General features: G+C 59.0%; 27 protein-coding genes. 13 read left to right on the forward strand and 14 right to left on the reverse strand.

Annotated elements, in window-relative coordinates; translation table 11 throughout:
* The 3 genes from ACR0C3_RS21515 to parC all read right to left on the reverse strand — a co-directional run.
* Positions 1-198, reverse strand: a 198-nt coding sequence (locus ACR0C3_RS21515; RefSeq protein ID WP_480757941.1) for a GTP-binding protein, incomplete at its 3' end; no start/stop codon positions are given.
* Positions 199-313: 115 nt separating this feature from the next.
* Positions 314-904: a hypothetical protein gene (locus ACR0C3_RS21520; RefSeq protein WP_170692758.1), complete on the reverse strand. Its 591-nt coding sequence runs from the start codon at positions 902-904 to the stop codon at positions 314-316.
* 97 nt (positions 905-1,001) lie between these two features.
* On the reverse strand, positions 1,002-3,350 hold the full coding sequence (gene parC, locus ACR0C3_RS21525; RefSeq protein ID WP_480760465.1) for a DNA topoisomerase IV subunit A: 2,349 nt from the start codon (positions 3,348-3,350) through the stop codon (positions 1,002-1,004).
* 202 nt (positions 3,351-3,552) lie between these two features.
* Between parC and ACR0C3_RS21530 the strand changes: the two genes are divergently transcribed.
* From ACR0C3_RS21530 to ACR0C3_RS21555, 6 genes are all read left to right on the forward strand, one after another.
* Positions 3,553-4,179, forward strand: coding sequence for an SH3 domain-containing protein (locus ACR0C3_RS21530; RefSeq protein ID WP_480760466.1), 627 nt, complete (start codon positions 3,553-3,555; stop codon positions 4,177-4,179).
* Positions 4,180-4,248: 69 nt separating this feature from the next.
* Positions 4,249-5,076 carry an SDR family NAD(P)-dependent oxidoreductase gene (locus tag ACR0C3_RS21535; RefSeq protein ID WP_480760468.1) on the forward strand — a complete coding sequence of 276 codons (828 nt, stop codon included), beginning with the start codon at positions 4,249-4,251 and terminating at the stop codon, positions 5,074-5,076.
* Positions 5,077-5,155: 79 nt separating this feature from the next.
* On the forward strand, positions 5,156-5,356 hold the full coding sequence (locus ACR0C3_RS21540; protein ID WP_170380419.1) for a twin transmembrane helix small protein: 201 nt from the start codon (positions 5,156-5,158) through the stop codon (positions 5,354-5,356).
* A gap of 2 nt (positions 5,357-5,358) precedes the next feature.
* Positions 5,359-5,931 carry a cob(I)yrinic acid a,c-diamide adenosyltransferase gene (locus ACR0C3_RS21545; protein WP_480760469.1) on the forward strand — a complete coding sequence of 191 codons (573 nt, stop codon included), beginning with the start codon at positions 5,359-5,361 and terminating at the stop codon, positions 5,929-5,931.
* A 346-nt stretch (positions 5,932-6,277) separates the two neighbouring features.
* Positions 6,278-7,036, forward strand: a complete 759-nt coding sequence (locus tag ACR0C3_RS21550) for an electron transfer flavoprotein subunit beta/FixA family protein (protein WP_170380421.1) — start codon at positions 6,278-6,280, stop codon at positions 7,034-7,036.
* Entirely contained in the window at positions 7,036-7,965 is a 930-nt protein-coding gene (locus ACR0C3_RS21555; RefSeq protein ID WP_480760470.1) for an electron transfer flavoprotein subunit alpha/FixB family protein, read from the forward strand. The genes ACR0C3_RS21550 and ACR0C3_RS21555 overlap by 1 nt, the downstream gene beginning before the upstream one ends.
* A gap of 59 nt (positions 7,966-8,024) precedes the next feature.
* Here the strand turns inward: ACR0C3_RS21555 and ACR0C3_RS21560 are convergent, their stop codons facing one another.
* A complete protein-coding gene (locus ACR0C3_RS21560) occupies positions 8,025-8,852 on the reverse strand; it encodes a DUF6473 family protein (protein WP_480760471.1) in 828 nt (275 codons plus the stop codon).
* Between the two features lie 173 nt (positions 8,853-9,025).
* Here ACR0C3_RS21560 and ACR0C3_RS21565 point away from each other — a divergent pair, with 173 nt between their 5' ends.
* On the forward strand, positions 9,026-9,901 hold the full coding sequence (locus tag ACR0C3_RS21565) for a 3-hydroxybutyryl-CoA dehydrogenase (RefSeq protein WP_170667981.1): 876 nt from the start codon (positions 9,026-9,028) through the stop codon (positions 9,899-9,901).
* Positions 9,902-9,976: 75 nt separating this feature from the next.
* Here ACR0C3_RS21565 and ACR0C3_RS21570 read toward each other — a convergent pair whose 3' ends face one another.
* From ACR0C3_RS21570 to ACR0C3_RS21605, 8 genes are read right to left on the reverse strand one after another with little or no spacing between them, the layout of a single operon-like run.
* Positions 9,977-10,876, reverse strand: coding sequence for a lysophospholipid acyltransferase family protein (locus tag ACR0C3_RS21570; RefSeq protein ID WP_425085655.1), 900 nt, complete (start codon positions 10,874-10,876; stop codon positions 9,977-9,979).
* Between the two features lie 40 nt (positions 10,877-10,916).
* Complete coding sequence (locus ACR0C3_RS21575) at positions 10,917-11,186, reverse strand: HPr family phosphocarrier protein (protein WP_170380425.1); 270 nt, start codon at positions 11,184-11,186, stop codon at positions 10,917-10,919.
* A gap of 16 nt (positions 11,187-11,202) precedes the next feature.
* Positions 11,203-11,595 carry a PTS sugar transporter subunit IIA gene (locus tag ACR0C3_RS21580; protein WP_170380426.1) on the reverse strand — a complete coding sequence of 131 codons (393 nt, stop codon included), beginning with the start codon at positions 11,593-11,595 and terminating at the stop codon, positions 11,203-11,205.
* Positions 11,592-12,485, reverse strand: coding sequence for an RNase adapter RapZ (gene rapZ, locus ACR0C3_RS21585; RefSeq protein WP_170662569.1), 894 nt, complete (start codon positions 12,483-12,485; stop codon positions 11,592-11,594). The genes ACR0C3_RS21580 and rapZ overlap by 4 nt, the downstream gene beginning before the upstream one ends.
* Positions 12,470-12,940 (reverse strand): HPr kinase/phosphorylase, encoded by a 471-nt coding sequence (locus ACR0C3_RS21590; RefSeq protein WP_480760472.1) that lies wholly within the window; start codon positions 12,938-12,940, stop codon positions 12,470-12,472. Before ACR0C3_RS21590 ends, rapZ begins: the two co-directional genes overlap by 16 nt.
* 3 nt (positions 12,941-12,943) lie before the next feature.
* Positions 12,944-14,662: a sensor histidine kinase gene (locus ACR0C3_RS21595; RefSeq protein WP_170556405.1), complete on the reverse strand. Its 1,719-nt coding sequence runs from the start codon at positions 14,660-14,662 to the stop codon at positions 12,944-12,946.
* Positions 14,663-14,694: 32 nt separating this feature from the next.
* Complete coding sequence (locus ACR0C3_RS21600) at positions 14,695-15,399, reverse strand: response regulator transcription factor (RefSeq protein ID WP_170380430.1); 705 nt, start codon at positions 15,397-15,399, stop codon at positions 14,695-14,697.
* Between the two features lie 21 nt (positions 15,400-15,420).
* Positions 15,421-15,687 carry a hypothetical protein gene (locus ACR0C3_RS21605; RefSeq protein ID WP_170641376.1) on the reverse strand — a complete coding sequence of 89 codons (267 nt, stop codon included), beginning with the start codon at positions 15,685-15,687 and terminating at the stop codon, positions 15,421-15,423.
* Between the two features lie 60 nt (positions 15,688-15,747).
* On the opposite strand from ACR0C3_RS21605, the gene ACR0C3_RS21610 reads away from it, so the two are divergent.
* The 3 genes from ACR0C3_RS21610 to ACR0C3_RS21620 all read left to right on the forward strand — a co-directional run bounded on the left by ACR0C3_RS21610 (position 15,748) and on the right by ACR0C3_RS21620 (position 18,556).
* Entirely contained in the window at positions 15,748-17,346 is a 1,599-nt protein-coding gene (locus ACR0C3_RS21610) for a phosphoenolpyruvate carboxykinase (RefSeq protein WP_480760474.1), read from the forward strand.
* A 343-nt stretch (positions 17,347-17,689) separates the two neighbouring features.
* Entirely contained in the window at positions 17,690-17,980 is a 291-nt protein-coding gene (locus ACR0C3_RS21615) for a hypothetical protein (protein WP_170380432.1), read from the forward strand.
* Between the two features lie 111 nt (positions 17,981-18,091).
* A complete protein-coding gene (locus ACR0C3_RS21620; protein WP_480565700.1) occupies positions 18,092-18,556 on the forward strand; it encodes a hypothetical protein in 465 nt (154 codons plus the stop codon).
* Positions 18,557-18,560: 4 nt separating this feature from the next.
* Here the strand turns inward: ACR0C3_RS21620 and ACR0C3_RS21625 are convergent, their stop codons facing one another.
* Positions 18,561-19,325 (reverse strand): sulfite exporter TauE/SafE family protein, encoded by a 765-nt coding sequence (locus ACR0C3_RS21625; protein WP_480760475.1) that lies wholly within the window; start codon positions 19,323-19,325, stop codon positions 18,561-18,563.
* A gap of 144 nt (positions 19,326-19,469) precedes the next feature.
* On the opposite strand from ACR0C3_RS21625, the gene ACR0C3_RS21630 reads away from it, so the two are divergent.
* The 3 genes from ACR0C3_RS21630 (at position 19,470) to ACR0C3_RS21640 (ending at position 22,366) form a co-directional block, all read left to right on the forward strand.
* Positions 19,470-21,161 (forward strand): acyl-CoA dehydrogenase family protein, encoded by a 1,692-nt coding sequence (locus ACR0C3_RS21630; RefSeq protein ID WP_480760477.1) that lies wholly within the window; start codon positions 19,470-19,472, stop codon positions 21,159-21,161.
* A gap of 208 nt (positions 21,162-21,369) precedes the next feature.
* Positions 21,370-21,918, forward strand: a complete 549-nt coding sequence (locus ACR0C3_RS21635; protein WP_480760478.1) for a hypothetical protein — start codon at positions 21,370-21,372, stop codon at positions 21,916-21,918.
* 43 nt (positions 21,919-21,961) lie between these two features.
* Complete coding sequence (locus tag ACR0C3_RS21640) at positions 21,962-22,366, forward strand: META domain-containing protein (protein WP_480760480.1); 405 nt, start codon at positions 21,962-21,964, stop codon at positions 22,364-22,366.
* On the opposite strand, the gene recO is transcribed toward ACR0C3_RS21640, so the two are convergent.
* On the reverse strand, positions 22,338-23,063 hold the full coding sequence (recO, locus tag ACR0C3_RS21645; protein WP_480760481.1) for a DNA repair protein RecO: 726 nt from the start codon (positions 23,061-23,063) through the stop codon (positions 22,338-22,340). The two genes, ACR0C3_RS21640 and recO, sit on opposite strands and share 29 nt — an antisense overlap.
* Positions 23,064-23,150 lie beyond the last annotated feature (87 nt).

A 23,150-nucleotide genomic window follows, 5' to 3' on the forward strand; every position in this document is an offset into this window, starting at 1 on the left:
CTCGTATTCCACGTGGGCGGTCGAGATGGTGATGCCGCGCGCTTTCTCTTCCGGCGCACCGTCAATCTGGTCATACGCTTTGAAGTCACCAAAATACTTGGTGATCGCTGCAGTCAGCGTGGTCTTGCCGTGGTCAACGTGGCCAATCGTGCCGATGTTGACGTGCGGTTTTGTACGCTCAAACTTTTCCTTTGCCATTCCTCAGGCGCCCTTTTGCGATTTGGGGGACCCTTGGTCCCGTGGTTACATCTGCGCGCGCGAGATATTTGGTTCAAAGGGGAAAATCAAGCACATCCTGAGGGAAATGCGCCGATCACGCCGGATTTTGCGTGAGCTCACTCGTTTCCAGCGGCTGGATCAGGTCCGGACGCCGGTCAAACCAACCATTGTCCTTGTGTTCCTCGGCCAACCACTCTTCTACTCGGTCGGCAACTTTCAGGGCAAGGCCGCTCATCTGCTCTTCTTTTGTGCGGGTATTGCCCGAGCCTGTCAGAGCGCTTTCTCCGGTCGTGTCTTCCAGAACTTGGAATTGCTTGCCCTTGGCGAGGAATTCTTTCTTCTTCACATCGTAGACATTGACCAGAACAATCGCCGTGCTTTTGGGATTGTAGATGACGGGAATGCCCGGTGGCGCCAGCATGTATCCTTCGAGGCTGATACCGATGTCGTATTCCTGAGCGCCTTCATAGCGGCCGAGACGGATATCAACCGCGTTCTGAATGGCGTTTTCCCATTCTTTTGGTGTCGCATCGCGCGAGACCGGTCCCTGGCGGGCTTTCTCAGCGAAGGCGTAGTTTACGCGTAGCTTGAATTCCCCCAACGACTCAGGTTCTTCATAAACTTGCGTCTGCGCGCAGGCGCTCATCAGGGCAAGTCCAGTAATCAGGGTCAAAATGCGCAGCATGATCTCGTCTCGATAGGCCTGTTTTTCTTTGATCTAGCGCACCGATACGGCCTGTGCCAAGCCGTATCGGCGGAATTTGCCCGAAACCCTCGTCAGATCACGAGAATTTATAGTCACGCGGGAAACCATAAGGGGGCTTTTTCCCGACGCTGGCGCGTTTGGCCAGCCATTGGGACATATCCGCCTCGTGCCGGGTTTTGTCGCCGCCCATGGACCACTTGAGCCCTTCTTCCCAGTTAAAGGTGGTGATGTCGGACAGGCCGCCATCCAACTCCAACGTGCCCTGCCGGCCGCGCGCCATATTGTATTTCTGCAAACGCACGCCTTTGCCTCGGGTCATCTCTGGCAGCTCTTCAGTCGGGAAGACGAGGAACTTGCCATTCTGCGAGACTACCGCGACGTGATCGCCATCGACCGGTTTACAAATCATCGCTGTCTCGTCCCCTTTGACGTTCAGCACCTGTTTCCCGTTGCGGGTCTGGGCCAGCACGTCATCTTCAGGCACCATGAACCCGTTACCCGCGTCCGAGGCCACCAGCAGCTTGCGCCCCGGCTTGTGGATCAGGATGTCGATGATCTGCGCCTCGTTCGGCAGATCGACCATCAGGCGGAGCGGCTCACCCATGCCCCGCCCGCCGGGCAGGTTGGCGGCGCTGACGGTGTAGAATCGCCCGTTCGATGCGAACACCAGCAACCGATCCGTGGTTTCCGCATGGAAGATGAACCGGGGGCCGTCGCCATCTTTGAACTTCAATTCGCGCTTGAGGTCGATGTGGCCGGTCATGGCCCGAATCCAGCCCATCTGAGAACAGACCACTGTGATCGGTTCCTTGTCGATCATCGCCTCAAGCGGCACTTCCTCGACCTGTCCGGCCTCGGCGAACTGGGTACGGCGCGCGCCCCCTTCATAGTCTTTGCCGAATGTCTTCTTGGTCTCTTTCAACTGCTCGGCGATCTTGGCCCATTGCAGAGCGGGGTCGGCCAGTAGGTCTTCCAGATTGGCGCGCTCCAGCATTAGCTCGTCACGCTCACGAACCAGCTCCATCTCTTCGAGACGACGCAGGCTGCGTAGGCGCATGTTGAGGATCGCGTCGACCTGAACCTCAGACAACTCACCCTCACCCGGTTTGGGTGTGGCGTAGTCGGATTCGTCCGTGGCGCGGACGTGATCAATCCCCCAATCCTCGCGCATCAGCGCGGCTTTGGGGTCGTCGTCGTAACGGATAATGTCGATCACACGGTCGAGATTGAGGAAGGCGACGATAAAGCCCTCCAATACCTCCAGCCGATGGTCGATCTTCGCCATGCGGTGACGCGAGCGGCGGATCAGGACCTCTTGCCGGTGATCGAGGAAGGCGCGCAGCACTTCCTTCATCGAGCAGACCTTGGGCGTCACCCCGTCGATCAGCACGTTCATGTTCAGGCTGAACCGCACCTCAAGGTCCGAGTTGCGATAGAGCATGCCCATCAGCACCTCGGGGTCGACGTTTTTGGAACGCGGCTCAAGGATCAGGCGGATGTCATCGGCGGATTCGTCCCGTACATCGGCGAGGATCGGGATTTTCTTGGTCTGGATCAGTTCCGCGATCTTCTCGATCAGCTTGGACTTCTGAACCTGATAGGGGATCTCGGTGACGACGATCTGCCACTGGCCGCGGCCCAGATCCTCGACCTCGAACTTACACCGCAGGCGGAAGGACCCGCGCCCGGTGCGATAGGCTTGTGCGATATTCTCGGGCGGCTCGACGATCACGCCGCCGGTCGGGAAATCCGGGCCGGGCACGTAGTTTAGCAGAGTGTCGTCGCGCGCATCCGGCGTTTTGATCAGATGCAGACAAGCGTCGCAGAGTTCCGAGATATTATGCGGCGGGATATTCGTCGCCATGCCCACGGCAATACCGCTGGCACCATTCGCCAACAGGTTCGGGAACTGAGCGGGCAGTACGACCGGCTCAGTCAGCGTCCCATCATAATTGTCGCGGAAATCAACGGCGTCTTCGTTCAGACCTTCCAGCAGCGCCTCGGCCACGATGGTCATCCGCGCTTCGGTGTAACGCGAGGCCGCCGGGTTATCACCGTCGATATTGCCGAAATTCCCCTGCCCGTCGACCAGCGGGTAGCGCACGTTGAAATCCTGGGCCAGACGCGCCATCGCGTCGTAAATCGCGGCGTCACCATGCGGATGGTAGTTACCCATCACATCGCCCGAGATCTTCGCGGACTTCCGGAAACCTCCGGTTGCACTGAGTCGCAGCTCCCTCATCGCATAGAGGATTCGCCTGTGAACCGGTTTCAAACCATCACGCGCATCTGGCAGTGCCCGGTGCATGATGGTGGACAGCGCATAGGTCAGATAGCGCTCACCAATTGCGCGGCGTAGCGGTTCGGCTACCTCGCCCCCATTGTCAGGGGCCTCCATGTTGGGGTCGTCGATCGTATCGTTCATATATGATGTGATACGACGCAAGCGCGGCTTGGTAAAGCAACCAAGACTTATTTTACTGGGGACAAGTCGCGCTTTTTGCAACAGGGGGAGGCAACCCCCGGATTTCCCCCATTTTTCGACTCCCGCCTCGAAATATGCTATTCTTTCATGAATTAAACTGCTGCCAATTGTTGTATTTACGATTTCTTCGGGGGGAAGCGTCATGACGCGCCTGATACTTGTTACTTTCGCCGCCCTGGGATGGGCCTTCTACGTCATGAGCGGGGGCCCCGACTTTGAGCCGCGCGGCCTGCGCAGTGACAATCCACAGCGCATGGCGGCCACGTTCGAACCTGCACCCAAGGCGACGCCTCCAGCTGCCGCACCGGTTGAGGAGTTGGTGACCCGCGCCGCAGTTCAACCCGTCCCGGTGATTGAGTTTATTGCAGAACCAGAACCTGTTCTGGGCGAAGAAGAAACCAAGGCACTTCTGTCTCAGGTTGCAGCCGGACTGCAGGCGAATCCGTCCCTGTTCGAAGATCAGGATGTCACGCTGACGCTGGCCTCCTTGGAAGGCGGCGTCACGGCAATGCAGCAAGTCACAACCGATGCGGAACCCGCCGCTGCCCCTGTCGCGGAACCCGAAAAGGACATCCGCGAAATCTCTGGCACCCGCGTGAACATGCGTGACGGCCCGGGCACGATCTATCCCATCATCGGCAAAGCTACGATTGGGCAGCGGGTTGAGGTCCTGAGTGATTCCGGCACCGGCTGGCTGCGCACCCGCGTGTTTCCCGGGCAACAGGTCGGATGGATTTCGGCATCACTGGTCCGCAAAACCGCGAACTGACGTCCGGGCGTCATTGCCCTGTTTCCTCTCGCAGCCTAGGTGTTGGGGACGTTGAGGTTCGGGGCCATCATGCAGAAATCAATTCTTATTACCGGCTGCTCGTCCGGCATCGGCCTGGATGCAGCACACGGTATGCGTGCGCGTGGTTGGCGCGTCTTTGCCTCGTGCCGCCAGCAGCGTGATTGCGACAGGCTGCGCGCGCAAGGATTTGAAAGCCCACGAATCGACTATCAGGACACAGACAGCATCACCGCCGGACTGGCCGAGGTTCTTGAGGCCACCGGAGGCACTTTGGATGCCCTGTTCAACAACGGGGCGCACGGGCTACCCGGCGCGGTCGAAGATGTGCCGACCGACGGTTTGCGTTTCATCTTCGAATCGAATGTCTTCGGTTGGCACGAGCTGACGCGGCAGGTCATTCCCGTCATGCGCGAACAAGGTCATGGGCGCATTGTCCAGAACTCGTCGGTTCTAGGATTGGTCGCGTTCCCCTGGCGCGGCGCCTATGTCGCCACCAAATACGCGATCGAAGGTTTGACCGATACGATGCGCCTGGAACTGCGCGGCAGCGGCGTCAAGGTCATCCTGATCGAACCCGGTCCGATCACGTCGAAAATCCGCGAAAAGGCGATCCCGGTGTTCGAGCGCTTCGTGGATTGGGAGAACTCGGTCTTGCGTGACAGGTATGAGGCATCTTTGCTGAAACGGCTCTACGAAGGCTCGGGGCCTGACTCGTTCGAACTGCCCGCCTCGGCTGTGACCAGCAAGCTGGCCCATGCGCTCGAAGCGAAACGGCCCAAGGCGCGCTACTATGTGACGACTCCGACCTATATTGCGGGCTATTTACGGCGAATTCTGCCAACAAAAGCCATCGACCGCATCCTGTCAGACATCTGAGGCAATATTTCCCGTTCGCTTTTGGCCCTGCAGGCGCTAGATCAGGCGCACCCAAAGAAAAAGCGGACGGTGACTGACGATGGACCCCTTGATGGTCGTTTTGCTCTTGGCGATGGCGGCGGTTGTCGTCGTGCTGACCCTTGGCATCGCAAATTTCGGTAAAAGCGGCATGGATGCCGCCAAGAAGAGCAACAAGATGATGCGCCTGCGCATCCTCTTTCAATTCATTGCCGTATTGCTGATTGTGCTTTACGTCTTCCTGCGCGGACAAGGAGTTTGAAGATGGTCGTTCTGAACAAGATCTACACGCGCACAGGCGATGACGGAAAAACCGCTTTGGGCAATGGCGAACGGGTTGCGAAATACTCGGGCCGCGTGGCCGCATATGGAACGGTTGATGAGCTGAACGCCTTTGTCGGCGTCGCCCGGACCGAAGCCGAGGGTGAAACCGACGCCGCCTTGGCCCGCATACAGAATGACCTGTTCGATCTGGGGGCTGATTTCTGCCGCCCCGACATGGAAAAAGACGCCGAGGCCGACTACCCGCCGTTGCGCATCGCGCCTGCCCAGATCGACCGGCTCGAGGCTGAAATCGACGCGATGAATACCCATCTTGAACCACTGCGCAGCTTCATCCTGCCCGGCGGCTCGGCTTTGGCAGCGCATCTGCACGTCTGCCGCACCGTCTCGCGCCGGGCCGAGCGTCTAGCTGTTGAACTGACCAACATGGAGCCTGTCAACGAGGTCGCGGTCAAATACCTGAACCGTCTGAGTGATTGGTTCTTCGTCGCCGCCCGCTGCGCCAACAATAGCGGCAAGGATGATGTCTTGTGGGTTCCGGGTGCGAACCGCTGAAAGCGTCGGGACGTCCAGTGGACGTCCAGACGGCCGGAAGGGCGGAGCCCCAGCCCGAAGGGTGGGCGTAAAGCGTTGTATACTCGGCGCACCGCTAACCAAAACAATCAGTCTTCTTGGTTCAGTTGGACGGGTTGGCCACCGGCAACCAAATCCCACCATCGTCGGCCAACCGTCAAAAAATCTCCGCCCCCTATTCGTCAAAAAACACAAAACGCGACGTCTCAAGCCCATGACGTGACGATTTTGCTCTGTTGTCGATGAGATTGAGGCGCTATCTAGTCCCGCGAGAGCATTGGTGGAGTCGCGACGCGGCTTGCCGTTTTTGTAAGGAGCGAACGCAAAAATGAAGGTACTTGTGCCTGTCAAGCGCGTGATTGACTACAACGTTAAAGTCCGTGTTAAGGCGGATGGCAGCGGTGTTGATCTCGCCAATGTAAAGATGTCGATGAACCCGTTCGACGAGATTGCGGTTGAAGAGGCGATCCGCCTGAAAGAAGCAGGCAAGGCTGACGAAGTCGTTGCTGTTTCGATCGGCGTGAAGCAGGCGCAGGAGACGCTGCGGACTGCTCTGGCCATGGGTGCGGACCGCGCGATCCTGGTTATTGCTGCGGATGACGTCCACACGGATATCGAGCCTCTGGCTGTTGCGAAAATCCTGGCCAAAGTGGTCGAGGAAGAGCAGCCGGGCATCGTTCTGGCGGGCAAGCAGGCGATCGACAACGACATGAACGCCACCGGCCAGATGCTGTCGGCCCTGCTGGGCTGGAGCCAGGGCACCTTCGCGTCCGAGCTGGACATCGAAGGCGACTCCGCCAAAATCACCCGTGAGGTGGATGGCGGTTTGCAGACCATCAACGTCAAGATGCCGACCATCGTGACCGTTGACCTGCGCCTGAACGAGCCGCGTTATGCGTCGCTGCCGAACATCATGAAGGCGAAGAAAAAGCCGCTGGATGAGAAAACCGCCGCCGATTACGGTGTCGACGTCACTCCGCGTCTGGAAATCGTCAAAACCGATGAGCCGCCGGCCCGTGCCGCTGGTATCGTCGTCGGCTCGGTTGATGAGCTGGTCTCGAAACTCAAAGAAGCGGGGGCTGTGTAATGGCTGTACTTCTGCTTGCCGAAGTCAACAATGGCGAACTGTCGCTGGACGCCACCGCCAAGGCCGTGTCCGCTGCGAAATCGCTGGGTGACGTAACCGTTCTGGCCGCGGGCGGTTCTGCCGCTGCTGCCGGTGAGGCCGCCGCCAAGATCGACGGTGTGTCCAAGGTTCTGGTTGCTGAAGACGAGTCGCTGGGCCACCGCCTGGCGGAATCGACCGCAGCGCTGATCGTGGGTCTGGCCGATGGTTATGAGCACATCGTCGCCCCTGCCACCACCGACGCCAAGAACGTCATGCCGCGCGTTGCTGCGCTGCTGGACGTAATGGTGATCTCGGATGCATCCGGCGTGGTAGACGGCTCGACCTTCGAGCGTCCGATCTATGCGGGCAACGCGATCCAGACCGTCAAGTCGAGCGACGCCAAGAAAGTCGTCACCTTCCGCACCGCGTCCTTTGATGCGGCAGGCGAAGGCGGTTCGGCTGCGGTTGAGACTATCTCGGTTGGCGAAAACCCCGGCCTGTCGTCCTGGGTTGAGGACAAGGTGGCCGAGAGCGACCGTCCCGAGCTGACCTCGGCTGGTGTTGTTGTTTCGGGCGGCCGTGGCGTCGGCTCGGAAGAGGACTTCAAACTGATCGAAACCCTGGCCGACAAGCTGGGCGCCGCTGTTGGCGCGTCGCGTGCTGCTGTTGACTCGGGCTATGCCCCGAACGACTGGCAGGTGGGTCAGACCGGCAAGGTTGTTGCACCGGACCTGTATGTCGCTGTCGGCATCTCGGGCGCGATCCAGCACTTGGCTGGAATGAAGGACTCGAAGGTCATCGTTGCGATCAACAAAGACGAAGAAGCACCGATCTTCCAGGTTGCTGACTTCGGTCTGGTTGCCGACCTGTTCCAGGCCGTACCCGAACTGACCGAGAAACTCGGCTGATCGAACCAAGCGGTTGCTTGGAAAACCATTGCAAGGCCCGCCCCCTCGGCGGGCCTTTTTCAATGCAAATCTCGGATCGAGCGAGAAAGAGTTTCTGCGATCCGACGATGCGTCGCCGGGCCGATCATATGTTCGGCCATAGGCTGCTGAAGGGTCCCGAACAGCATATCCTCCAACTCATCCGATTCACCGGAGATCCGGACTGACATCGAAACGACATCCGCACTGTAGGGCCTCAGTGCGTCCAACATCTCGGTATCCACAAAGACCGGCTCACAGCCCAGCGGCCCTGCAATCTCATGGGCGATCTCGCCATCCACCTGCAGGTTCAGCAAAACGACCGGAGGCCGGATCGCCTGTAGAAAAGCGCCAAGCGCCTCGACCCACTTTTTGCGAAGTTCGTGGGTTACGATTTCGAAGCGTGCGTCCGAATAGGAATGCAACAGTCCCAGCAAGTGACGCACGAAATGGACGTCCGTAAAATCCACCTCGGGGTAGAGCGTCAGCAGGTCCGGTGTCGGCGACAGAAACCGGTCATTGCGGCGCGGATGCACCCGGTAGAAGCAATTCGATTGTCCCAGCGCCCCCGGCAATTGCAGCACGCATAGATCGGACTCATTCGCCAGTTCAACCAAGGTGGAATCGCCGCACAGCGCCTCAACCCCGCAGAGAAGACTGCCGAAGTTGACACATTTGCGGTCCAGCAACCCTTCGAGAATCGCGGTATAGGGGTGCTCAACGAAGCGACCAAAGGTCTCGTCCCCTCCGATACAGGCCAGATAGGTGCCGTCCAACGCGCGCGACGGCCCACGGAACCGCAGTCTTGACGCCCCGTACTGACAGATGCTGTCTTCGGGCACTGCTGCGCCCGTTTGATGATAGCTCATATTACTCACCCAATTTTTCACCCGGTTGCCATCTTGCCGTCGCAAGTCTTGCGAAATTGCTAATGCGCGGATTTGAGGCAAGTTTGACCGGTCCGCAGACCTAGGATGCCTCTTGCCGCCCGCCCCAAACTGCCGGTAATGTCGCGGCGAGCTGAGAGCAGAGGCACCAGAGCATGGAAATCAAATCGGTCGGAGTGATTGGCGCAGGCCAGATGGGCAACGGGATCGCGCATGTTCTGGCGTTGGCGGGCTATGACGTTCTGGTCAACGACGTCAACAAGGACGCTTTGGAAAATGCCGTAAAGACGATCGAAGGCAATCTGGCGCGTCAAGCATCCCGCGGGAAGATCTCGGATGAGGCCGTTCAGGCGGCTTTGGGGCGGATCACCACCACGCTTGAATTACCGCGTCTGGGCCAGACCGATCTGGTAATCGAGGCCGCGACCGAGCGTGAGACGATCAAGCAGGCGATCTTTGAAGATCTACAACCGCATTTGCTTCCGCATACAATCCTGACCTCGAATACGTCTTCGATCTCGATCACACGTCTGGCCAGCCGGACCGACCGACCAGAGCGGTTCATGGGGTTCCACTTCATGAACCCGGTGCCCGTTATGCAGCTCGTCGAGTTGATCCGAGGAATTGCCACCGACGAAGAGACCTATAACGCCTGTAAGGCCGTGGTCGACAAACTGGGCAAAACCGCCGCCAGCGCCGAGGATTTCCCGGCCTTTATCGTGAACCGTATCCTGATGCCGATGATCAACGAGGCGGTCTACACGCTCTATGAAGGTGTGGGGAGTGTTCAATCCATCGACCAGTCGATGAAGCTGGGCGCCAATCACCCGATGGGGCCTCTGGAACTGGCCGATTTCATTGGGCTCGACACCTGTCTGGCTATCATGAACGTGCTGCATGATGGGCTTGCGGATACCAAGTATCGCCCCTGTCCGCTGCTGACGAAATATGTCGAGGCTGGATGGCTGGGGCGCAAGACCCAGCGTGGATTCTACGACTATCGTGGCGACGTGCCGGTTCCGACGCGCTAAAAGGGGGCCAGCCCCCTCGCCCGGATTTCATCCGGTCTCACCCCCGGGACATTTTTAGCCAGATAAAGGAGCGGATCAGCGCTTTGCTATGCCGCCCAAAGACATCGTGTGGTTTCGCAGCCACGCCATGAAACCGCGCGGGTCGCGTTCAAGCAGTTGCATGTCTTCATCCGAGATCGGCTCTCCGATCACCGGGGATTGGGGCTTGTTGCAAGAGCGGACGATCTCATGCAGCAACAGGCCCTGCCGTAGGATCGGCGAGAGTTTGTTGGCGATCTGATAGGCGCGCGAGTTGCGGCCGGGGAAGTAAATCGGCACCACGGTCGCGCCTGAACGGCGGATCATCTTGGCGGTGAAGACGTTCCATTCGCGTTCAATTGCCGGCCCGAACCAATCATCCGAGGACATAACCACACCCGAGGGGAACAGGGCGACCACGCCACCCTCTTTCAGGTGGTCCATCGCCTTGGTCCGCATTTCCAGCATTTTGGTTTGCGCTTCGGGATCATGCGGGAAGGGAACGGGGATCATGAACGAGGTCGCGGCCTCATCCAGGCCAGTCAGAACCGAGCGGGTCAGGATACGGTAGTCGCTACGGACACGTCCAATCAGCTCGGCGAAAATCATGCCGTCCACCATGCCATGAGGATGGTTGGCAACAACGACAACGGGACCGGTTTTGGGAATACGTGCGATCTGTTCCTCAGGCGTGGTGAGGGTGATCCCCATCGTCTTGAGCGCCCCACCCCAGAACCGCTGGCCACGATACTGCTCGTTTTTCTTTTCAAATTTATTGACCATCCGCAGAATGGTCAGCTTGCCGGTACACCATTCGATGGCGCGGATTGCCGTCGCGGTCCAGGCATCGTCGAACGAATTGGCATAGGTCAGCGTTCTACGGTCGTAGATCTCGCCCTGATCTTCGGTCCCGTCGACAACGGGGCCTGTCTTGGTGTCGTGCGTTGTTTCCGCCAATTCCTGGTCTTCCCGTTCTTCCTGTCCCGGCGGGGTGGCTTTAGAACCCCTCGCCGAACTTGTCGTTCACAAGCGTTTCCAAGGCTTCTGCCAATGCCTCAGCATCCGGCCCGGAGGTCTCGACGTCAATAGTGGTTCCGCGCGAGGCTGCCAACATCAAAAGGCCCATGATACTGTCGCCTGATGCAGAAAGTCCGTCCTTGGAGACTTCCGCACTTGCATCGAAACCTTCTACTACCTCAACCAGCTTGGCCGAGGCGCGGGCGTGCAGGCCCTTTTCATTGATGATTTTCAAGCTTCGATTGGTCATTTCAATACGTCCGGTCCTAATCCAATGTCACATTTTGCGCATTGATGTACTTGCGTCCAGCCTCCATCGCGTGACGCACGGCATCGCCCACGGGCAGGTGGCGACTTTTGGCCAATTTGATCAGCATGGGAAGGTTCGCGCCATACAAAATGCGCCGATCCTGCGGCGCACAGGCCCGGAGGCTGAGGTTAGACGGGCTGCCGCCGAACAGGTCCGTGACGATCACCACACCGCCACCCATATCAACGTCGTTTGCGGCGCGGCAGATTTCGGCCTGCTTTTCATCGCGGTCATGATCGGCTTCGATCGCAATCGCGACGAGGCCGGGCTGCGGCCCCACAACATGCTGCATGGCGGCCAGATACTCTTTGGCCAACCCTCCATGCGCTACGATCACTATCCCGATCAATCCGGCCTCACATTCAATGCGCGTCGTTCCATCTCGCGGTGCCTAATTGCCACCTGCTGCCCCCTGTCTGCAAGGGCTTTCGCAATCGCCTCGGCCAAAGCGACAGATCTGTGCTGGCCACCGGTACACCCGAAAGCAACCGACAGGTGCGCTTTGCCCTCGGCGCGAAAGGCAGGCAGCAAAAGGTCCAGCATTCCGACCACCTGGTCAAAGAACGGAGCGTAGTTCTTATCGGACTGAACATAGCGCGCCACGTCAGCGTTTCGACCGTCGGCGGCACGCAATTCGGGCCGCCAGTAAGGATTGGCCAGAAAACGGCAATCAAACACCATGTCGAGGCCGCGCGGCAGGCCGCGTTTGTAGGAAAAAGACTCGATCGAGACCGCAAGATGGCGGCCACCTTGTGGGGCGAACCAATGTTCGACCTCTTCACGCAGTTGGTGAACATTCAGGGCGCTGGTGTCGATCAGGGTATCGGCGATTTCGCGGATCGGGGCCAGCAGTTCTTTTTCCTGGCGCACGCCGGCTTCAGGGCCCGCGTCCTTCGCGACAGGGTGACGCCTGCGGGTTTCCGAGAAGCGGCGCAGAAGAACCTCATCACTGCAATCCAGATAGAGAACGGTCAGGTCAACCTGTTCCATACGGCCCAGCTTGGCGGCCAGTTCGATGAACCCGATGGTCGAGAAATCCCGGTTGCGCGCATCAATCCCCAAAGCCATGGGCCGATCATCCCCAGCCCCTTCCAGCAGGCGCGTCAGCAGGCCCATGGGCAGATTGTCTATTGCCTCAAACCCCAGATCCTCAAGCACGTGAATGGCTGTCGAACGCCCTGCCCCGGACGGCCCGGTCACCAGGACGATCCGCCGTTGCGCTGTCATGTGCTGGTCCATTCCGGGTCTACGCGCCCCATTTTAAGCAGTTGCATCAGTGCTTCGGCCAAATTGGGCACGCCGGCGCCAAACAACAAGGGTACATAGTGCCCCAGCAACTGCAAAGTAACGGGCTCCGGCAGGCGGGCGGGCTGCGTCTGGTCCATATCGAGCACATAATCCAAAGCCACCGGGCCGCACGGGGCGGCGCGCAACAGTCCGATGCCACGCGCTTCGATCAAGCCCGCAATCCGCTGTGGTGCGTCGGCAATCACCGCGCCCTCGTCCCGGCTCAGATCGACCCGGTCGTCGGCAACCAGATCGGCCCCAAGAGCAATCATGCGAAGGGCGAGTGAGGATTTACCCGACCCCGAGGCCCCAACGATCAGCAGCCCCCGCCCTTGAACCGCGACACTAGTCGCGTGAACACAGGCGCTTTCTTTGTTCGCAATGTCTGAAAGCGTCTGACTGCTCATGTCCTAGACAGGAAGCCCCACGACGAAACGCGCGCCCAGCGGCTCCGAGGTGACATCGGCTTCGGTCGGTCGGATATTCTCGGCCCAGATCACGCCACCATGTGCCTCGACAATCTGTTTCGAGATCGCCAACCCGAGGCCGGAGTTGTTGCCAAAATGCTCCTCGGGGCGCTCAGAGTAGAAGCGTTTGAAGACCTTGGTCAGTGCCTGTTCTGGTATGCCGGGGCCTGTGTCTTCGACAACGACAAGCACACGGTGGTCGCGTTGACGTACCCAAACGCGGATCGCATCGCCCTCCTCGCAGAAGGAGATCGCATTGGTGATCAGATTGACGAAAACCTGGGCCAAGCGCGCCTCAAGCCCATTGATCACGATCGGGTCGGCGGGTAGATCGGTGGCGTATTCAATGCCCTTGGACTTGGCATCTTCGCCCAGAAACTGGCCCAGATTGTCCAGCAGTTTCAGCAGGTCAAAGGGCTGCTCAGCCTCTTTCACAAGCTCCGCATCCAGCCGCGAGGCGTTAGAGATGTCGCTGACCAGACGGTCGAGACGCCGCACGTCATGTTCGATGACTCCCATCAGCTTTTCGCGCTGATCGTCGCGCTTGACCATCCGCAGCGTTCCCACGGCGGATTGAAGACTGGCCAGCGGGTTCTTGATCTCATGCGCCACGTCGGCCGCGAACTGTTCATTTGCGTCAATCCGGTTGTAGAGTGCCGTGACCATGCCCCGCAGCGCCAGGCTAAGGCGACCAATCTCATCGGGACGCGCGCTGAGGTCCGGGATACGAATGCGGCCCGGATTAACGCCTGTACCCCGGTCCTTGCCCATCTCGGCCGCGGCGGCCAGATCGGCCAGCGGATTGGCAATGGTCGACGCCAGAACAAGGCTGAGACCGACCGAGACCAGCAGAGCCACAACAAACATTTGCAGGATCCGCTCCTGCTCTCGCCGGGCCAGCGCGTCGATCTCACCTGCCGGTCCGGTTATGGCAACAGCTCCAACCGTCGTGTCGTTGAACACGATGGGAGCGGCGGCAACGATCACCGTCTCTTCCATCTCGTCCTGCACAGCTTGCACCTGTGTTCTGCCGCCAAGCGTATCAGGGATGATGGATTGCACCCGTTGGGCCAATGTCGGGGCCTCGTCAGTCGTTGACCAGTTGAATACCCGGGACACCCCGGTCCATACCGCATTCAAAGCGTCACTGATAACGGTGCTTCCGGTTTGGATGTCCGCCTCTGATTGCAGGATGGTTGACAGATCCACCGCAACTGAGGCACCCCGCGTCCAGCCGATCAACGTGCCGCTGGCGTCGTAGACGAAAACTTCGCCACCTTCTGGTAGGCTTAACCCTGCCAGCGTGTCACCCACATCCAGCACCCGCGGATTCTGAGCGCCCGCGGCTGCGTTCTGACGGATCTGAGCCTCGAACACGTTGCTGACCAGCTGCGCATCACCCATCAGGTTGCGCGCGGTTTGCTGAACCTGTTCCTTCCGAGAATCGTCCAGATACAAAAGCCCGGTCACCAGAATGACCAAAGCGATCAGGTTGAAGGTGACGATCTTGCGCGCCAAAGGCGAGCCACGCAGAGAAAACAGGTTCCTCCGCGACCGCTTTTCTCGCAGTTCAGCAGACTCGGGGTCTTGTGGGATAACCCAGTCATCCCCGATGACGACATCACCGTCGTGCAGCTCGTCAGATTGGTCAGTGTCACGCACGGGACCACAATACCTTCAAACGGGGCGCGTGCCTATTCTTCGTTGTAGCGGTAGCCGATGCCATAGAGCGTCTCGATGGCCGAGAACTCAGGATCAGCGGCGCGCATCTTCTTGCGAAGGCGTTTGATGTGGCTGTCGATGGTGCGGTCGTCGACATAGACCTGATCGTCATAGGCCACATCCATCAGCTGGTCGCGGCTTTTGACGAAGCCAGGGCGTTGCGCCAGGGCCTGCAGAAGCAGAAACTCGGTCACGGTCAACGAGACATCATTGCCCTTCCAGGTCACCGCATGGCGCAGCGGGTCCATCCGCAACTCACCACGTTCCATGACCTTCGCATCACCTGTGCTAACCGCAGCGCTATCGCCCTCGGTGGCTTCCTGACGACGCAGCAAGGCGCGAATACGTTCGACCAGAAGGCGCTGCGAAAACGGTTTTTTCACATAGTCATCCGCGCCCATGCGCAGACCTAGAACCTCGTCGATCTCGTCATCCTTGGAGGTTAGAAAGATAACCGGCATCTGGGTTTTCTGGCGCAGCCGCTGCAACAGATCCATCCCGTCCATCCGCGGCATCTTGATATCCAGAACAGCCATATCGGGCAGCTTTTTGTTGAAAGCATCCAGCGCAGCCTGACCGTCATTATACGTTTCAACCTCGAAACCCTCGGCTTCGAGCGTCATGGATACCGACGTCAGAATGTTTCTATCGTCATCCACTAGTGCAATCTTTGACATTGGGGTCACCCCTATTCCTGCTCATATACGCAATAATACGCTTTTTTGTAGGATATTGTTGGCGGTTTTAAGGCGCCGAATCAATCCGTAACCACGAATCAAGCCATTCTTGCGGCAGTTCTGCGGCAAAAATGCCTTGCCGACCGCAAAATGCTGCCCGGTTTTCCGACAGGAAATTTGTGATGGCGCTAAACCTAGACTTGGTTGCGCTAACTGCGTCAAAGCCTCCTGTTCATGCCCCAAACGACCATGATAAGAGGACGCCTGTCCGCCGGAGTCGTCCGGCATGATTGCCCCAAGAGCGCACCGGGCCGAACTGCCTCCGCGCCGCCACAGGAGAAGACACACATGACATCTGGACGGGTTAACCCGCAATTCCGCCTCGAAGATCAGGGCATCGAGGGTCTGGGCAATGTCTATTACAACTTCATGGAACCGGCGCTGATCGAAGAAGCGCTGAAGCGCGGCGAAGGCACCCTTGGCAATGGCGGGGCCTTTCTCGTCACCACCGGTAAGTTCACTGGCCGTTCGCCCAAGGACAAGCATGTCGTCAAAACCGACAGCGTCGCCGACAGCATCTGGTGGGAAAACAACGCCGCCATGAGCCCCGAAGGCTTTGACGCACTGTACGAAGACATGCTGGCCCATATGAAAGGCCGCGACTATTTTGTGCAGGACCTCGTTGGCGGGGCCGATCCGACCTATTCGATCAACGTGCGCATGGTCACCGAGCTGGCCTGGCATAACTTGTTCATCCGCCATCTGCTGCGCCGCCCGGATCGCGAAGATCTGGATGATTTCACGGCTGACTTCACCATCATCAACTGCCCCAGCTTCAAGGCGGATCCCGCGAAGCACAATTGCCGTAGCGAGACTGTGATTGCACTGAACTTCGACCGCAAGCTGATCCTCATCGGCGGCACCGAATACGCGGGTGAGAACAAGAAATCCGTCTTCACCCTTCTGAACTACATGCTGCCGGAAAAAGGCGTGATGCCAATGCACTGCTCGGCCAACCACGCCGTTGGCAACCCGGTCGACACTGCCGTCTTCTTCGGTCTGTCCGGCACCGGCAAGACCACCTTGTCCGCCGATCCGGCACGGATTCTGATCGGTGACGACGAACATGGCTGGTCGGATCGGGGCACCTTCAACTTCGAAGGCGGCTGCTATGCCAAGACGATCAACCTGAACGCCGAGGCCGAGCCCGAGATTTACGCCACGACCTCGAAATTCGGCACGGTGATCGAGAACATGGTCTTCGATCCCGAAACCAAAGAACTTGATTTCGACGATGACTCGCTGACAGCGAACATGCGCTGTGCCTACCCGCTGGAGTATATCTCGAACGCATCCAGCAGCGCTTTGGGCGGTCATCCCAAGAACATCATCATGCTGACCTGTGATGCGTTCGGCGTTCTGCCTCCGATCGCGCGGCTGACACCGGCGCAGGCCATGTATCACTTCCTGTCCGGCTTCACCTCTAAGGTAGCAGGTACCGAACGTGGCGTGACCGAACCGCAGCCGACCTTCTCGACCTGCTTCGGTGCGCCCTTTATGCCGCGCCGCCCCGAGGCCTATGGCAACCTGCTGCGTAATAAGATCGCCCAGCACGGCGCAACCTGCTGGCTGGTCAACACCGGCTGGACCGGTGGCGCCTACGGGATTGGCAGCCGGATGCCGATCAAGGCAACCCGCGCCCTTCTGACCGCGGCGCTGGACGGCTCGCTGGCCGATGCCGAGTACCGCAAGGATGCCAACTTTGGTTTTGACGTGCCTGTCTCGGTTCCCGGAGTGCCTGAGGTTCTGCTGGATCCGCGCCGCACCTGGGACGATCAGATAGCGTTCGACAAGCAGGCAGAGAAGCTGGTGCAGATGTTTGCGGAGAACTTTGAACAATACATTCCGTTCATCGACGAAGACATCAAGGCTGTTGCCATCGGCTGACCTGAATCAAGGGCGCTTCGGCGCCCTTTTCTATGCCTGAGCGTTCACCTTCCGGTTACCGCGCGGAAACAGCATATACAAATGCGTTGTTCCGAAGTTTCCGATACGCTACAGTCGCTACATTAAATTGGCCCGGAGCTTATGCACCGGGCCGAATCTTAAAATAACCTTTGGGCAGCTCATGCGCGGACACTCACACCGGCGAATTGGGCAACCTAATCACGACGCTAGTCTAAGTAGATGGGGTAAAGTGTCAATATGAAACCAACCAAACACCACGGTGTTTGGACATATTTCCAGGTTTCGGCTTTGGCTGATTTGGCACGAAAAAGACAGGTAAGATATGACCGAAATCTCGAAACTCACCGAACTTCGCAAGCTCATGCAAAGCATGGAGCGCACACTAGGCCTTGAACAGCTTTCTCCGGTCGAGCGCGACATTTATTACGCTGCCGAAGAGCTATCGAAAGCCGACCAAGAAGTCCGGACATTCGGCTTGATCGAACACACTCTGGTCCAGAGCGTTTCGCGGCCCACCTTTTTCCGCGCGCTGAAGTCGCTGGTCGAAAAGGGTTATCTGTCGCAAAGCGGCACAGCCAATCGCGGACGGTATATCGTACATGCACCACGGTGACGCCGCGCCCCGGCAGATCAACGGCTGATCGACGTGCGCAAGTGGGCCTCGGAAACATTTTTTGCCTCTTTGGCCTATGTGATCGCATCCTTCCTCACTTTTGAGGTCCTGATGCCTTTGCAGAACTTGTTCTTTCCCGAATATCCAAGTCGGGCGAGTCTGCTGTTTCTGCCACATGGCGTGCGCGTTTTATCCGCGTGGCTATTGGGCTGGAGGGCGATCTTTGCCCTTCTTCCCGGTGTTTTCATCGTTTTCGCAGCACTCGGCGGCAGCGATGTATTCTTGCCCAGCCGTCTTATGGCGATGGCAATCGCAGTAACAACGGTTCCCGCGGTGTTCTATCTCTGCAAGTGGCTCGGCTGGGATTTGTTCCCGCGCGCCGACAGAAAACCCTGCTGGATCTGCATCATGGGCGTCGGAGTTGTGACTTCGTTCCTAGTTTCGGGGCTGACGAATTTAGCCTTCGGCAGTGCGACCGCTGAGTACATCGCCTTTCTGATCGGAGACGTCTCAGGCCTCTTCTTCCTGATGCTCGGCCTCTATTTCGCGTTTCGCTTTGCGGACAAGCGGGCGTGATCCGCTAACCGAACAGACCACGGCGGACAAGGTTCAGCCCAGCAACCAACAGTACCAACAGGGTGATTTTCCGAAACAGGGCCTGATCAATGCGGTCCTGCAACCGCATCCCCAGCCACAACCCTGCAAGGGCTGGTACGACCAATACAGCCGAGAACGGCGTTGTCTCTCGGTTCAGTATCCCTGAGCCGATATGCGCCACTGTCAAAGCCACAGCGCCCAAACCATAGATCACACCCTGCACTCTCAACTGCTCTTGCTTTGGGGTGTTCAGGGCCGTCAGATACGCCACGGTCGGAGGCCCCCACACGCCCGATATCCCACCGACAAAGCCTGCAATTACTCCGAAGATCGCTTCTATACGCGCTGATGCCGCCTTAAGGGAAAAGGTGACACCAAGGATCTGCAGCAATGCAAAGGCTGTCACCGGAATGCCGATCAACATCAGGAAGGTCGAAGCTGGAACCAGCGTCACAAGTTGTGCCCCGAGCAGCAGAAAGATCAAACCGACGCTGAGAAAGACCCGGAACCGTCGGATCGAGGCAATAGCCGCCCGTCCCCCTTCCTGCAGCGCTTGAACGCCGTTGGTCACGACGGTCGAGAAGATCAGACCAGCAACAGCGAGCTCGGGCGACAGGAACATGCTCAGCCCCGAAACCAGAACCATGGGCATCGCGAAACCCACCATGCCTTTGACCCATCCGGCAAGGCAGGCAATCGCGGCGGCAAGGGCAAGATCGGTCGGAGAGAGTGTAGAAAACAATGTCATGCCGTCTAGATATCACCCTGTGCGCTCTCTGCACTGCAAAAATGCCAAGGTAATATTTGAACTTTTTCGCAACGTAATAAGTATTTTTGTTGCGCTGCACGTGCAGCATGATATGACCAAACGACGCAAAAGAGGACGTGATTCATGGCCCATGACGGACAGGATATGACCCAGATGACGACAGGTGCGATTTTGCCAGACCTTCTGGCCCTGACAAAGGCCGCCGTACCAGCGGTCGAAGCTGTATTTGAACGTGCGCGCGATTCGGTGCGGTCCATGGTCGAGGCTGACGGTCGCATCTCGGGTGCGTTGATCGAGGCGAACCAGACAGCAGCCCATGGGCTAGCATGGCTGGCGACGTATCATCAGTCCCTTGCACAGATGCAACGCTGGGCCGCAGCGCTTGAGGCGGACGGCAAGTTTGGCGAGATTGAGCAACTTCTGCACCAGATCGCCTTTGGTGAGTATCTGCATCAAGTCGCTGGTGGTATCCCCATGAACCAGGGCGAAGTTGTACGCCTGCAGGATCTGGGGCTGGGCTGGGACGCTCTGTCCGGGTTCCAGACTTCTGAGATCCAGACGCTGATGGCGCAGGCCAATACGCAAGCCGCGCGGTCTCGCCTAGTCGCTCTCATGGAAGATCAGGCCGGAGCCACCATGTTCGGCGCGTCGGGTCTGGACGAAGAACTTGAGATGATCCGCGACCAGTTCCGTCGCTATGCGGTCGAAAAGGTCGAACCGCACGCCCATGACTGGCACCTGAAGGACGAGTTGATCCCGATCGAGGTCATCGAAGAGCTAGCCGAGATGGGCGTTTTCGGCCTGACCATCCCCGAAGAGTTCGGCGGGTTCGGCCTGTCGAAAGCCTCGATGTGCGTCGTGTCCGAGGAGCTTTCGCGAGGTTATATCGGCGTCGGTTCTCTAGGTACACGCTCCGAGATTGCGGCCGAGCTGATCATCGCAGGCGGCACGGATGAGCAAAAAGCAAACTGGCTGCCGAAGCTGGCCAGCGCTGAGATTCTGCCGACCGCCGTGTTCACCGAACCCAACACCGGCTCGGATCTCGGCAGCCTGCGCACACGTGCGGTCAAGAACGCCGATGGCGACTATGAAATCACTGGCAACAAAACGTGGATCACTCACGCGGCGCGCACCCATGTGATGACCCTGCTGGCACGTACCAATCCTGACAGCACCGATCACCGGGGCCTGTCGATGTTCTTGGCCGAGAAGACGCCGGGAACGGATGAAGTCCCCTTCCCCACCCCCGGCATGACCGGCGGTGAGATCGAGGTGCTGGGCTATCGCGGCATGAAGGAATACGAGCTGGGCTTTGACGGCTTCCACGTGAAGGGTGAAAACCTTCTGGGTGGCGAAGAAGGCAAAGGCTTCAAGCAGTTGATGGAGACCTTCGAATCCGCCCGCATCCAGACCGCCGCCCGCGCCATCGGCGTGGCGCAAAGTGCGCTGGATATCGCGATGCAATATGCGCAGGACCGCAAGCAGTTTGGCAAATCGCTGATCAACTTCCCGCGCGTTTCCGGCAAGCTGGCGATGATGGCGGTTGAGATCATGATCGCGCGGCAGTTGACCTATTTCTCGGCCTGGGAAAAAGACCACGGCCAGCGCTGCGATCTTGAGGCCGGCATGGCCAAGCTGTTGGGGGCCCGTGTGGCCTGGGCCGCGGCCGACAATGGTTTGCAAATCCACGGCGGCAACGGCTTTGCGCTGGAATACAAGATCAGCCGCGTCCTGTGCGACGCGCGTATCCTGAACATTTTCGAAGGGGCTGCCGAAATTCAGGCACAGGTCATCGCACGGCGCCTGCTGGGCTGACCGAAATTCGGCAACTTCATTTCCCCAACTGAACCCGGCGTTCGCGCTGGGTTTTTTTCTTGAACTGCACATTTTGTGCGCGGCGCTAACCACGCATACCACAACGCCAACAGATCCAATTCTGGACACTTCTCACTGCAACTTCCCCCTTCCCGATCCAGCGCAGATCACTTACACGACCTCTGGAAACCCGGACGGAGAGACGAACGTGATACGCCTGACCGCGCTGTTTGCTGCCTTGGTGATGCTGACCCTTGGGGCTTGCGCTCCGTCTTCGACCGTCACACGGGCGGATGTCGATGGGCTGGCGCTTGAGATCCGCAACCTTGGCCCCAATGTCGACCCGGCCGAGGCCCGCCGCGCCGCGGAAATCTCGTACAGCTATTCGCAACAATTGAAGCGCGACTGGAACGTGACGGATTCGCCGATCGTTCACAACGCCAAGGTCATCAACGGCTTTCGCGACTACGGCCTATGCAATGACTGGGCGCAGGCCATGACCCGGCGCTTGCAGCAAGAGGACTTTCAAACGCTGGATGTGCATTGGGCCACCTCTCCTCCGACCACGTTCCGCATCATCCACCATTCGGCAGCGATCAGCGCGCGGGGAGACAGCCTGAAGGACGGCGTGATCCTTGATCCCTGGCGGCAGAGCGGCGACTTGTTCTGGGGCGAGATCTCGGAAGACGAACGTTACAATTGGCGGCCCCGGCTGGAGGTGCGCGAAGAGCTGATCTCGGCCAGCGCGGGCAGCTGAGATTCCGGTTCAACCGTATCCGAAGTCGCGCTAGATTGTGCCCATGCTACGCCTGACCCTCGTTCTGCCCTTGATGGCCCTGTTTCAATGCGACCGCGACGAAACCGTGGCAGCCTATGGCGCGTCTGACCGGTCCTGGGTGCTGCAGGAGATTGACGGACAGCCCTTTGAAGCCCGCGCCCTGCTGCAATTCCCCGAGGAGGGCAAAATCGCGGGCAACGCCCCCTGCAACAGCTACAATGGCACGCTGAACGCGCCCTATCCATGGTTCGAGATCAAGGACCTTGCCGCCACCCGCGCCGCCTGTGCCGCGCTTGAGGCCGAGGGCATGTATTTCGCAGCCCTGTTGGCGATGACCCAATCCGAGGTTTCGGGCGATGTGCTGATCCTGCGCAATGAGGACGGGCACGAGATGGTGTTTAAAGCCGCCGAGAAAGCCTCTCAATGAACCGCGCCCGCGCCTCGGGCAGCGGATGATGGCCCAGCGCGGGCGCAACGCGGTTTTCCATGAAATACCCCGTCATGTTCAGCCCCTGCACGATCTCAGCATCCGGGGCCGTCCCTTCGCCCCTTAGACACGGCGGCAGGGGCAACAGGCGGTCGGCCCACTCTCCGGCGCCCTCCAGACTGACGGCCCGACCGGTTTTGGGCGAGACATAGACCAGCCCCTCGGTCGCACCGGTCACAGCGCAGGAGGACAGGTCGAGGCCAAAGCCCAGCTCCTCAAGCAGCGCAAGTTCCCAGCGCAGGTAGGCCAGCGGCCAGATCTCATCTTGTCCCAGCAGGTCCATCAACTGCTCGGTCTGGGTGTAGATGGCGGGATGCGGTTCCCGCTCGGGCAGGCAAAAGGACAACAGCGACACTACCGCGTTCAGCCCCGCCAACGCCAGCCGGCCAGAAAATGCCGCTGCCGCGCGCGACCGCAGCGGTTCGACCTGGAAAGTGCCAATATGTTCCTCAAGCCGCGCCCGCCACAGCACGTCCAACTGCGCGCCGGGCTGCAGGATCGGCGCGATCTTGCGACTGGTTCCCCCACGCACCACGCCCGCGTGACGGCCATGAGCCTCGGTGAAGACCTCTATGATCGCGGCCGTTTCACCGTGGCGGCGCGTGGTCAGTAAGATGCCGTGATCGCGCCAGTCCAAGGCAAGCTCCGGTCGGGGTTGGAAATCGGTCGCCTAACAAGAGCGTAACTGCGCGGCGGGCGCAAGCGGGATGGGGGACTCGACAAA

This window comes from Ruegeria sp. CK3 (assembly GCF_056536565.1).

Excerpts from the sequence above, each read along its gene's own strand:
- ACR0C3_RS21520 (WP_170692758.1), bottom strand. The coding sequence starts at position 904 with ATGCTGCGCATTTTGACCCTGATTACTGGACTTGCCCTGATGAGCGCC.
- parC (WP_480760465.1), bottom strand. The coding sequence starts at position 3,350 with ATGAACGATACGATCGACGACCCCAACATGGAGGCCCCTGACAATGGG.
- ACR0C3_RS21530 (WP_480760466.1), top strand. The coding sequence starts at position 3,553 with ATGACGCGCCTGATACTTGTTACTTTCGCCGCCCTGGGATGGGCCTTC.
- ACR0C3_RS21535 (WP_480760468.1), top strand. The coding sequence starts at position 4,249 with ATGCAGAAATCAATTCTTATTACCGGCTGCTCGTCCGGCATCGGCCTG.
- ACR0C3_RS21540 (WP_170380419.1), top strand. The coding sequence starts at position 5,156 with ATGGACCCCTTGATGGTCGTTTTGCTCTTGGCGATGGCGGCGGTTGTC.
- ACR0C3_RS21545 (WP_480760469.1), top strand. The coding sequence starts at position 5,359 with ATGGTCGTTCTGAACAAGATCTACACGCGCACAGGCGATGACGGAAAA.
- ACR0C3_RS21550 (WP_170380421.1), top strand. The coding sequence starts at position 6,278 with ATGAAGGTACTTGTGCCTGTCAAGCGCGTGATTGACTACAACGTTAAA.
- ACR0C3_RS21555 (WP_480760470.1), top strand. The coding sequence starts at position 7,036 with ATGGCTGTACTTCTGCTTGCCGAAGTCAACAATGGCGAACTGTCGCTG.
- ACR0C3_RS21560 (WP_480760471.1), bottom strand. The coding sequence starts at position 8,852 with ATGAGCTATCATCAAACGGGCGCAGCAGTGCCCGAAGACAGCATCTGT.
- ACR0C3_RS21565 (WP_170667981.1), top strand. The coding sequence starts at position 9,026 with ATGGAAATCAAATCGGTCGGAGTGATTGGCGCAGGCCAGATGGGCAAC.
- ACR0C3_RS21575 (WP_170380425.1), bottom strand. The coding sequence starts at position 11,186 with ATGACCAATCGAAGCTTGAAAATCATCAATGAAAAGGGCCTGCACGCC.
- rapZ (WP_170662569.1), bottom strand. The coding sequence starts at position 12,485 with ATGGACCAGCACATGACAGCGCAACGGCGGATCGTCCTGGTGACCGGG.
- ACR0C3_RS21590 (WP_480760472.1), bottom strand. The coding sequence starts at position 12,940 with ATGAGCAGTCAGACGCTTTCAGACATTGCGAACAAAGAAAGCGCCTGT.
- ACR0C3_RS21600 (WP_170380430.1), bottom strand. The coding sequence starts at position 15,399 with ATGTCAAAGATTGCACTAGTGGATGACGATAGAAACATTCTGACGTCG.
- ACR0C3_RS21605 (WP_170641376.1), bottom strand. The coding sequence starts at position 15,687 with ATGCCGGACGACTCCGGCGGACAGGCGTCCTCTTATCATGGTCGTTTG.
- ACR0C3_RS21610 (WP_480760474.1), top strand. The coding sequence starts at position 15,748 with ATGACATCTGGACGGGTTAACCCGCAATTCCGCCTCGAAGATCAGGGC.
- ACR0C3_RS21615 (WP_170380432.1), top strand. The coding sequence starts at position 17,690 with ATGACCGAAATCTCGAAACTCACCGAACTTCGCAAGCTCATGCAAAGC.
- ACR0C3_RS21620 (WP_480565700.1), top strand. The coding sequence starts at position 18,092 with ATGCCTTTGCAGAACTTGTTCTTTCCCGAATATCCAAGTCGGGCGAGT.
- ACR0C3_RS21625 (WP_480760475.1), bottom strand. The coding sequence starts at position 19,325 with ATGACATTGTTTTCTACACTCTCTCCGACCGATCTTGCCCTTGCCGCC.
- ACR0C3_RS21630 (WP_480760477.1), top strand. The coding sequence starts at position 19,470 with ATGGCCCATGACGGACAGGATATGACCCAGATGACGACAGGTGCGATT.
- ACR0C3_RS21640 (WP_480760480.1), top strand. The coding sequence starts at position 21,962 with ATGCTACGCCTGACCCTCGTTCTGCCCTTGATGGCCCTGTTTCAATGC.